1 protein-coding gene is annotated in these 309 nt (G+C 41.4%); it reads left to right on the forward strand.

The window, feature by feature from the left end; genetic code table 11:
• Positions 1 to 309: hypothetical protein (locus AAEY83_RS13705; RefSeq protein ID WP_351059636.1), on the forward strand; the 309-nt coding region annotated here is incomplete at both ends.

Here is a 309-nt window from a genome sequence, read left to right on the forward strand (position 1 = left end):
GTACATGAACCAGAGTATTGCTCAGAAAACCCACCATCAAAAACAGCAGATTGTGATACTTATACTTATCATCCCAATATAACAGCTATAGAGGCCGAGTCTGAGCAAACAACGACTTTTCCACCAATTCTCAATAAAACTCAATCATCCGTAGCAAGCACTACAAAATCAAGTACTACAAAACAACCAATAGGCAAGTCTCACAGCAACGTTAAGCTGGTCATTTTGACGGCGGTATCCAGCGCGGTCATTATTGCTGTTACCGTTGTGATGCTTGATATGAATGGCAGCTTAGTGTCTGCCTTTGAT

The organism is Psychrobacter sp. TB20-MNA-CIBAN-0197, from assembly GCF_040309765.1.
Lineage (GTDB): Bacteria > Pseudomonadota > Gammaproteobacteria > Pseudomonadales > Moraxellaceae > Psychrobacter > Psychrobacter submarinus.